9 protein-coding genes and 3 pseudogenes are annotated in these 9,451 nt (G+C 29.4%); 3 read left to right on the top strand and 9 right to left on the bottom strand.

Features of this window, described 5'->3' with window-relative positions; translation table 11 throughout:
- Positions 1 to 174 precede the first annotated feature (174 nt).
- Both Y7E_RS33155 and Y7E_RS0105880 read left to right on the top strand, forming a co-directional pair.
- Positions 175 to 330, top strand: coding sequence for a hypothetical protein (locus Y7E_RS33155; RefSeq protein WP_017150362.1), 156 nt, complete (start codon positions 175 to 177; stop codon positions 328 to 330).
- A gap of 91 nt (positions 331 to 421) precedes the next feature.
- Entirely contained in the window at positions 422 to 1,594 is a 1,173-nt protein-coding gene (locus Y7E_RS0105880; RefSeq protein ID WP_017150361.1) for an ATP-grasp domain-containing protein, read from the top strand.
- A 190-nt stretch (positions 1,595 to 1,784) separates the two neighbouring features.
- Here Y7E_RS0105880 and Y7E_RS29205 read toward each other — a convergent pair.
- The 3 genes and pseudogenes from Y7E_RS29205 to Y7E_RS0105865 all read right to left on the bottom strand — a co-directional run.
- Positions 1,785 to 2,141: pseudogene (locus Y7E_RS29205) on the bottom strand (DDE-type integrase/transposase/recombinase); the annotation flags it as partial.
- A gap of 57 nt (positions 2,142 to 2,198) precedes the next feature.
- The gene (locus Y7E_RS0105870; protein WP_017150359.1) at positions 2,199 to 2,885 is read right to left on the bottom strand and encodes an IS6 family transposase; all 687 of its coding nucleotides are present in this window, start codon (positions 2,883 to 2,885) and stop codon (positions 2,199 to 2,201) included.
- Between the two features lie 106 nt (positions 2,886 to 2,991).
- A pseudogene (locus Y7E_RS0105865) lies at positions 2,992 to 3,288 on the bottom strand (IS6 family transposase); the annotation flags it as partial.
- Between the two features lie 636 nt (positions 3,289 to 3,924).
- Here Y7E_RS0105865 and Y7E_RS29200 point away from each other — a divergent pair.
- Positions 3,925 to 4,269 (top strand): annotated as a pseudogene (locus Y7E_RS29200) (recombinase family protein); the annotation flags it as partial.
- 581 nt (positions 4,270 to 4,850) lie between these two features.
- Here the strand turns inward: Y7E_RS29200 and Y7E_RS0105855 are convergent.
- The 6 genes from Y7E_RS0105855 to Y7E_RS0105830 all read right to left on the bottom strand — a co-directional run bounded on the left by Y7E_RS0105855 (position 4,851) and on the right by Y7E_RS0105830 (position 9,241).
- Positions 4,851 to 5,414: a stage II sporulation protein M gene (locus tag Y7E_RS0105855; RefSeq protein ID WP_017150356.1), complete on the bottom strand. Its 564-nt coding sequence runs from the start codon at positions 5,412 to 5,414 to the stop codon at positions 4,851 to 4,853.
- Entirely contained in the window at positions 5,411 to 6,073 is a 663-nt protein-coding gene (locus Y7E_RS0105850; protein WP_017150355.1) for an ATP-binding cassette domain-containing protein, read from the bottom strand. The genes Y7E_RS0105855 and Y7E_RS0105850 overlap by 4 nt, the downstream gene beginning before the upstream one ends.
- 13 nt (positions 6,074 to 6,086) lie before the next feature.
- Entirely contained in the window at positions 6,087 to 7,520 is a 1,434-nt protein-coding gene (locus Y7E_RS0105845; protein WP_237741349.1) for a hypothetical protein, read from the bottom strand.
- A 631-nt stretch (positions 7,521 to 8,151) separates the two neighbouring features.
- A complete protein-coding gene (locus tag Y7E_RS0105840; RefSeq protein WP_017150353.1) occupies positions 8,152 to 8,724 on the bottom strand; it encodes a YIP1 family protein in 573 nt (190 codons plus the stop codon).
- Between the two features lie 88 nt (positions 8,725 to 8,812).
- A complete protein-coding gene (locus tag Y7E_RS0105835) occupies positions 8,813 to 9,010 on the bottom strand; it encodes a hypothetical protein (protein ID WP_017150352.1) in 198 nt (65 codons plus the stop codon).
- 36 nt (positions 9,011 to 9,046) lie between these two features.
- The gene (locus tag Y7E_RS0105830; RefSeq protein ID WP_017150351.1) at positions 9,047 to 9,241 is read right to left on the bottom strand and encodes a hypothetical protein; all 195 of its coding nucleotides are present in this window, start codon (positions 9,239 to 9,241) and stop codon (positions 9,047 to 9,049) included.
- Positions 9,242 to 9,451 lie beyond the last annotated feature (210 nt).

Here is a 9,451-nt window from a genome sequence, read left to right as displayed (position 1 = left end):
TCCTGAAGTTTTTGCACCAGAACCTCATAATCTGCCATTGAACAGTCTATGTAGGTTTCTATGTCTCTATCAAATGATTTTTGCGCCAGAACCAAATTTTCAAAAAATAAAAAGGTTTTTAGATATTTTTGTCGAAATTTACTATTTGAAACTTATTAATCAGGAGGAATATACATGAATATTAAACTAGATCAAGAACAAAGTGAATTAATTCTAAAAAAAACTGGAGTAACACTACAAGAGATTCAGCTTAATGGAGAAGATTTAAATCAAATTAGTTATGGTCCTGTTACTACCATGGCTCTGGGAGAAGAAGACCGCTGGTTTTAATAATTAGAGATAGATAGAGACAGGACAAATAATTTGATTGCCTGAATGATTAAATTATTTGTCCTCCTTGCTCTAAGAGAGGAAATAAAATATGTCCTTACTTATCGTCAACCCAATGGATGATTTTCATTGTAATTATCTGATGTATAAACTAAAAAAAAGGAATATATCTTTCACAGAATTAGGACCTGTTCATAGCAATGAATATTCCTTTATTGATAATAAGCTAATTTATAACGGGAAGGTAATAGATATAGATAATGTTCGTTCTATTTTTATTAGGAGTAACATGATTTTTACACCTCAATTAGTTAATACACCTTATATAGATACATATAATGAACAAATGCAATTTAAAAGCCAAATCGAGAATTTACGTTCTTGGCTGCAAATCATGCAACTTAATGGAGTTAGAATGATAAATCCTCCTGCAGACCATTCTAAATACTTTCAACTGTATAAACTGATTCATGCAGGATTACCTATTCCAAAAACTTGTATCACAAACTCTTACAAAAGATTAGAAGAGTTCATAAAATCAACGGATAGAATTGTATATAAACCTCTCGTAGGTGGATATTATTGTAGAGAAGTGAACGGCGATGAATTATTAAAGATGAAGTCTTTAAATTTAGAGCCCGTTATTTTTCAAGAGTATATAGAGGGAAAAGATATTAGGGTCTATACTCTAGATGGGGAAATTTTATCTGCACATGAAATTCAAAGAGAATCTAACAAATCCACAATTGATTATAGAACAGATCCTATGTTTTCGAAGGGAAAACTGAATTACAAAATGATTCATCTTCCATCTTCAATCGAGAATGTCTGCTTAGAAGCCGCGAAAATATTAGGACTTGAATTTTCAGGCATAGATTTAAAATTAAATAATAAAGGAGAATTTTATCTTCTTGAGTGTAATAGCATGCCTATGTATTTGGATCTGGAACTAAAAAATCATATAAAAATCACTGATTATATTATCAATTTTTTAAATGCCAATATCGTTGAGAATTTCGAACCTTCTTTTGAGGAAGCTACACATGAACAGACGGAGATAAACAAAAAAAGCCTGTTTGATTATAAAAGTGTTTACGAGGATTTTTATAAGTACAAGAGCGAAAAGCAAAAAATAGTGATCTTACCCATTAATAGAGAGCAAAAAAATACGCTTAAAGACCATAAAATAAACCATGACGAAGAAGATTATGTAATTTTAAGTATCAATGGAAAGAATAATGCTAAAATAATTGATTTGCAATGACAATGTGTTTAATCAGTGTAATTACATACTGTTCTAAGTTTAGGAATGGAATAACATAATGTTATATATCATATAAAACCCGCACCATAAATTAACGATTCTGTTACAAAAAAATGATAAATTACAAAAAAAGTGGTTCTGTTGCAAAGTTCTTTAACAGATAAAAAGTCAAATTCAGTACAATCAAATTTTATGCAATAGTAAGTAATCGCTGTAATTCATTGTACGTTGAAAAACCGAAGTTTGGCCGCAAACTTCGGTTTCGTTTATATAGAGCATGAATCGTTTCGATTCCTTTAATCGTACGAAAAGCATGACGTAGATTTTGAAATCCTGCAAATTTAGCAAAGCGTCGCTTTATGTGTCTATGATCCTGTTCAATACGATTGTTCAAATACTTGCTTGTATAATGAATAGTACGTGCATAAAAGCCTTGCTCCTTTAACTTGTTCCATGCACAAAGTAATGCTGGAGCTTTGTCTGTTACGAGAACCATCGGTTCTCCAAATATTTTCACTCATCTTTTCATAAAAGCATATGCAGCTTGAGGTTCTGTTGCGAAGTTTTGTTAAGGTTAAGTGGTGCCAACAAAAAGTTGTACATTTTATGCAATTGTTAGTAGCTCCTGTAATTCATTGTATGTCGAAAAACCGAAGTCTGAGCCAAGACTTCGGTTTCGTTTATATAGAGCATGAATGGTTTCGATGCCTTTCAAGGTACGGGAAGCGTGGCGAAGATTTTGAAATCCTGCGGATTTGGAAAAACGTCGCTTCACATGCCTATGGTCCTGCTCAATGAGATTGTTCAAATGCTTGATTGTACAATGAGTTGTATTTATATAAAAGCCTTGTTCTCTTAATTTGTTAAATGCACAAAGTAATGCTGGTGCTTTGTCTGTAGTGAGAACCGCTGGTTCTCCAAACGTTTTGACCAACCTTTTCATAAAAGCATAGGCAGACTGATGATCCCGTTTTTTACGAAGTTGAATATCCAATGTGTGCCCGTCTTTATCAATTGCACGATATAAATAACACCATTTTCCTTTGACTTTTATATAGGTTTCATCTAGTTTCCAAGATAATGGAACGTTTTTATTTTTCTTCTTCCAAATTTGATAGATAAGGTTTCCATATTCATGAACCCAGCGCATGATGGTTGTTGGGTGAACCGAAATACCACGCTCTTTCAAGATTTCAGATACATCGCGATAGCTTAAAGAAAAACGACAATAGTAGCCGACAGCTACCAAAATAATATCCTTTTTAAACTGTTTTCCTTTAAAATACCCCATATATCATTCTCCTGCTCACACTTTTTCTACAGGTTATCTTAGTTTAGAAATCTTTGCAACAGAACCCAGCTTGATGATCTCGTTTTTTACGAAGTTGAAACTCTCATGTATTCCCCTCTTTATCGATTGCACGATAGAGATAACACCATTCACCTTTAACTTTTATATAAGTCTCATCCAACTTCCACGATCGTTGTACATGCTTATTTTTCTTTTTCCAAATTTGGTAGATTACATTTCCATACTCATGAACCCAGCGCATAATGGTTGTAGGATGAACGGAGACACCACGTTCTCTTAGGATTTCAGATACATCGCGATAGCTTAAAGAAAAACGACAAGAGTAGCCCACGGCTACTAAAATAATATCTTTCTTGAACCGTTTTCCTTTAAAGTATCGTATTTGTGATTCTCCTTGTTCTTTTTTTCTAGAGTGTAGCCTCATTTAGAAAACTTTGCAACAGAACCCTTAAATTTGAGGTTGAAAACTCAAATTTAAAAGAAAAGAGAACCCAAATGGATTCTCTCTTCTTGGCATATTTACAACATGGAGAATATTGAGACAACTCTTTCAAAACTTTATTAGGGGAAAGTTTTAAAAAATGCCCTTATAACAATACTTACATAAATATAATATATAGTAAATTGATAGAATTGAGACTGATTATTCTTAATTTTATATAAATTAAACCCTTGCCATACTAGGAGTGCCACCAGCATTTCGAAAAAAACCCACGCTAAGCAAATTTAGACAAAAAAAGAGCCAGATTTTACCCCGTTAAGAGTAAATCGGCTCTTTAATATTCAAAGGACGTAAGGATTGTAAACTGGTTGAATGTAATCCCTCAAACTTATATTCTCCTAAGAAATTGATGTGTTCCCAACCTAAAGGGCCTCACCCTATCAAAAAAAGAAAATTGTACATTTAAAGGTGTTTGCTGTACGTTAAGACTATTTTTGCTAATACTCATTCAACAATAGGGAAAGTAAACAACTGTTTACAAAGGTATACCTTTACAAACTGAAGGACCCTATCTATGAAACATTGTTTGATAGCCGGAAGTTTCGTGAAATGGGGGATATGGGCAGATTAATGGAGGATCAATTTTTATCTTTACTTTCTTATGTTGCAGATCAAGAGCGTAAAAAAATTCGTCAGCGACAAGCTGAGGGGATTGCGGTTGCTAAATCTCAAGGTAAGCATTTAGGGCGTCCTCCATTTAACCTTTCAGCATTAAGTCAAAAGCAACTAATTATAATAGAAGAAACTTATCCAAAGTGGAAAAAAAGAGAAATAACGGGTTCTAAATTTATGGAGCTGTTAGAACTTAAGAAAAATACTTTTTATAAGATATTGAAAGAATATGAGGAGAGCAAATTATAAACTAAATAAAGAATATCAGCCGAATATTCCTTAGAGTAGGAAATTCGGCTCATTTTATGTCCAAATTTGCTTAGCGTATATTTTTGTTGAAATGTGGATGGTACCCCATCAAGTTATATAAGGATGGTAAAGCGAAAAATTATAAAGTAGCAAAAATTATTGAAAATACCTTTCCTGAAGGTATTAAGAAACGTAAAATACCCGTCACACCAACGTTTAGTATTTACATCAAAAAAAATACCCATTCTAGTTCTTAATAAGAATCCAACGCTTTTTAGCGATTATGACTGTTTTATCCATATCAACCTCATATCTTCAGTTTTTTAAAGAACAATCTGTTTGTAATTAGTTTACCACCATCTTTTGGCTAGTGTGCCAAATTGGAATTGCTCTTCCACCTAACGTTAGGCTCCCGCCTTGCAAACGTTTAAGAAAAGAGACTTCTTTTGGATAATTTGTTAAATATGAAAAAACAGACCTTCACCTGAAACAAAAGGGGCAAGTCTGTTTTTATTATTCCTATCATTTTTTATTGTTTTTTTTACTAAAATATTAATTACAAATTGACAGAACTAATTAACTCATTTCATAAGTTCATTAATATCTGGTGTTATATAGTATTCAATCAAGGCTGAAATAAACAATAACAAAACAACTAAAGAAAATCCTATAATAAAAGATGTGATATCTTTTTTATCCAAGAATTTTTTCCTTCTTTCAAGTAACAATAAAATAGAATTTTTAAGAAAAAGAAATCCTAAGGCTCCAGAAATTAATATAGCTAACATTTCAGTAATTCCATGAGGCAACAATAGTAGAAAGATTTGTCCCTTATGTTCAAGATAAGGAGATGAAACTTTTATCGCCCCCCCAAGAACCGAACCATTAACAAAAAGAATATACATACTAGATAAACCAAAACTTAAGACACCTATCATAATAAAGATACATACTTTTAAATTATTAAAAAAATAATCTGTAAATTGAGCTTGGCTATTTAACCTCATTAAATCAGTTGATTCACTATGTTTTGAAAACATATAACCGAAAACAAAACTAATCGCTACTATAACTGAAGAAATTATAAGTAAATATTTAAATTCACTAAAGAATAAGCTAATGTGTTTTTTTACAAAGTTTTTCATCCTGAAAACAACTCTCTTAGATTATGATCTGTTACATTTTCAAGCTTATGATTATTTAAATGGTATATCTTATCACTCACTTGTTCAACAAGATCTAAGGTATGAGAAGAAAGTAAGACACTACCATGCAACTTTGAAAATTCTTTTAATGCTTCCATTAATTTAATACAACTAGTTGGATCTAAACCATTGAACGGTTCATCTAGAATTAGAAGTTTCGGTTTTATAAGTAATGCAGCCGCTATCGCAACTTTCATTTTCATCCCTTTTGAATATTCTCTAATTAATTGATTTTTTTTAGATTCTAACTCAAAAAATGTTAGTATATTTTCCACATCATTTTTATCAATTTTCTTATTATATAATGCTGCAATAAATTCGATATATTCTCGACCATTTAGGTATTCATGAACCAAGGGGATATCCGGTATAAAGAACAATTCTTGGAAATACGTTTCTTCATTAGGTTGTTTATTGAAGAAATATATTTCTCCTTTACTAACTTGAATCAGACCGCAAATCATTTCAAATAATGTAGTTTTTCCAGCACCATTCTTCCCCACAATACTTACTATTTCATAAGGGTTAACAGTCAAATTTGTTTTTTTAAATATAAATTTCTCGTCAATACAAAAGCTCGCATTTTTTAAAATTAACATTCTTATCCTCCCTTTAATCTCTTTTTAATTGGTTTCCATGTTTATTCAAACGTAAATACCGCATTTTTAAATTTGCTAGCCTATAAAGAATAATAAAATAAAATACATTTAAAAGTATTGTGCTACAGAAAAAAATTGTATGGCTAGAAGATACATAAAAAATAAAGACTTCTATTGACAAGCTAATAAAAATTAAAATATTGGCTAAAATCTTAGCTTTAGCAGAAGGTAAACTTGTAATAAGTTCTACTCTGAAATTAGGATGGCTAATACTTGCTATACAATAAATCAAATTGAATAGTGCAACTTGAATACCACATAAAAATAGTATAAAAACAATATTTAATATAGGTACTTTTATAAAAATAGTAAAACAAAATAAAACTATAGTTGTTACAGTGAAATTTAAAAAACTATTAAACATTACTTGACTAAATATAACTTTTTTATTGGATACTCCTGCCAATTTAAAAAGAAAAAATTTCTCCCCGTGGATATCAATACAAGATAAAAAGCAATACGTATCAGTTGCGGTTTTCACAATCATACCTGATAAAAATAGATAAAATATCAAAATATGTTCATTGATTACATTTGGTATTCGAATATACAGTAGTACACAAACACCAACAATACAGATAATGGAACTTACTAATGGTAAATAAGTCATCATAATTTCTTGCTTTTTTTGTCTTTGTATATAAACTTTCAATAATTTAATTAAATTCAATTCCATTCTTTTAGTACTAGAAAAAGTAACCGCTTTGATTTTATCTCTAGTATTTGTTGTTAATTTTTCATACTGAAATGTTTTGCGTTCTACCTTATTTATATAATAAATAAGTAGCATATTAATTATTAATAGAATAATCGAAAATATACCAGCATTATTCACAGCCGTATGTGCAATATAATCTAAAGGTAAGTTCATTATATTTTTATACACGTATACAACAATAGAAATCTCTGAAATAATAGGATTATTGATATTTATAAGGTAAGCAAGAGAAATTATTAAAGAAATAAATTTTAAAATTGATAAACATAAAACAATAATATTAGTAAATAACTTTCTCTGTGTAAAGGAAAGCAAGAATATCGAAATTTTTATAGCATAAATAAAGAAGATTGAATTTACTGTGAATAGTAAGCTAATAAATAAATTATTAGTAGTATATAAAAAATAACTTAATACCCCAACAAATATATTGAATACTAAGAATATTTCGGTGAAGAAAATGGTTTCGAAAAATTTCATAAATAATACTGACTTAGGAGAAATAGGTTTAGTAAGTAAAATCTTTATATCATTTTTTTTATTAAGCTTACTACTTGAATTTATAATTGCTTTGTTAAGGCCAGAGACACATAAAGATACACTGAAAAAAATAGTAATATAAAATGCAGAATTATTATCTAAAAACTTATTATATAATTGATCAAACATCGTGTAGCTACCTACTACCGAAAATATGATCAAGCTGAAATAAACATAATATATGTAAGGTAAACTTAATTTAGCTTTAGGAAACTTATAATACAATAATGATTTATGTCTAAAAAATAGATATGAAAATATTTGATTCATAGTTATTCTCCTATGTAATAAATTATTGGTACCTGAAAAAATTACTCCTTATTTCTCTTTACTATGCTAAATCCAATGGTAATAAGAAAGTATTGATTGGTACATAAAATATGAAATTGTAAAAGTAAAAGTATAAATGTAATACAGCACAATCTGTGTGCTGTATTACATTTATACCCAGGATATTGAGCTAATTTCACTATTTTTCTTCTAAACTATTTAAATAGTTTAGAATGTTATTTATAAGTATGTTGTTTTTTAACTCTTCTTGATAATATATAGAAGAAACGCTTTTTAAAAGTTAAATAAATCTAATAAAACCCAATATTTTAAATTTCTAAAGTGTACAATTACGCAGCAAGAATTAGCGGACAGCAGATTTCTAAAATCCCTATTCTATGCCCACTAACATGCTTAACAACACCTCAATTAATGTCTACTAATGCTTATTGCGTAATTAGGTTCTATTTTCACATAGACTTCTAGTTCATTAAGAGAAATCTTTAATAGCAGAAGGAACATAATAATGTAAACATACTTCCAAAACAGCAAAAAATATTGCCAGTATGATTACCCTCTGCACCTTAACTTTAGTTAATACATAAAATCCACAAGCCAATAAAATATATCTCCATATATTTAACGGGCTCGTAAAAAAGTATAATGCAGCTTCATAAAAATTATTTGCATTATTTATTAAAATTGAACTTAATTTGGGGAAAATGCTGATCAGTACAGCTAGAAAAAATTTAGGAAATTGGGTGTACCCATAGATAGATAATACTTTTTTAAATGACATTTCCTTTTCTAAAAGTACAAGTGACAAAAGTAAATAAATCACAAAAGAAGTTATAAAAAAGGTTATTAATGAAAATAGGGATACTAAAAAAGCAATTAAAATGATCCATTTAGTACCTTCAATTTCAAACTGGTTTAGCACCGGATTAATTGATAATAGAGGTGTGACAATAGATAATAACAAAGGGAAAATAATTTCAGGTTTTTTATCTAAAGATCTCATAAAGTTTAGTGGGTTAATAAAAAAGTCTATAAATTTAATCATAAAAATATCGCACCTCTTGTTTAAGGTATATTTGATTTTTACAAAAGAAAATCTCCTTATAAGTTCAGGAGATTTTCTTTCTTGATTTTTACCAATTTACTGCCTGTCTAAATCCCCATTTCGCAACAGCACCTCTTATAAGTGGATAAGCTACTGCACCCCAACCGTATGTAGCACCTGCCAAAGCAATAATAGTCATAATACCCATTCCATTATTAATTGCATTTACGATAGCTTCAGCCGTAGAAATACTCAAGAAAAATTTAGCTGCAATTTCCATTACCATATATTCTCACCTCCTTTCAATAATACAATTGAACTTTTATTGTTGTTTTTTTGAATCCCCTACAATTTCTTTTCTGTAAAAATCAATTAAATTGAATATTATCCAAGCAATAAATAAGAAGTATGCAATTTTACTGTATTTTGAAAGATTGTTAAACAGAACTGTCATCACTATAAATGGAATAATCATAAATCCATAGTATCTTTTCCACCAAATAGACAAATTCCCCATGGTTTTTCACCTCTTAATTTTAGAATTCTTAATTAATAAATTCATAATCACGTTTCCATGATTCTATAAAAACATATCATTCTACATGACTTTGATTATTTATCCGAATACAAATTTGCAATCATTCATAAACTTTACAATTCATTTTAAACTTCCTTATAAATTTTATAAATGAATTAGAATACGTTATCCGCAACATCATTTTCAATT

Origin of the sequence: Bacillus bingmayongensis (assembly GCF_000299035.1) — a bacterium.
GTDB classification, from domain to species: domain Bacteria; phylum Bacillota; class Bacilli; order Bacillales; family Bacillaceae_G; genus Bacillus_A; species Bacillus_A bingmayongensis.
Note: the sequence above shows the minus strand (reverse complement) of the source record. Positions and strands in the feature narration are given on the sequence as shown.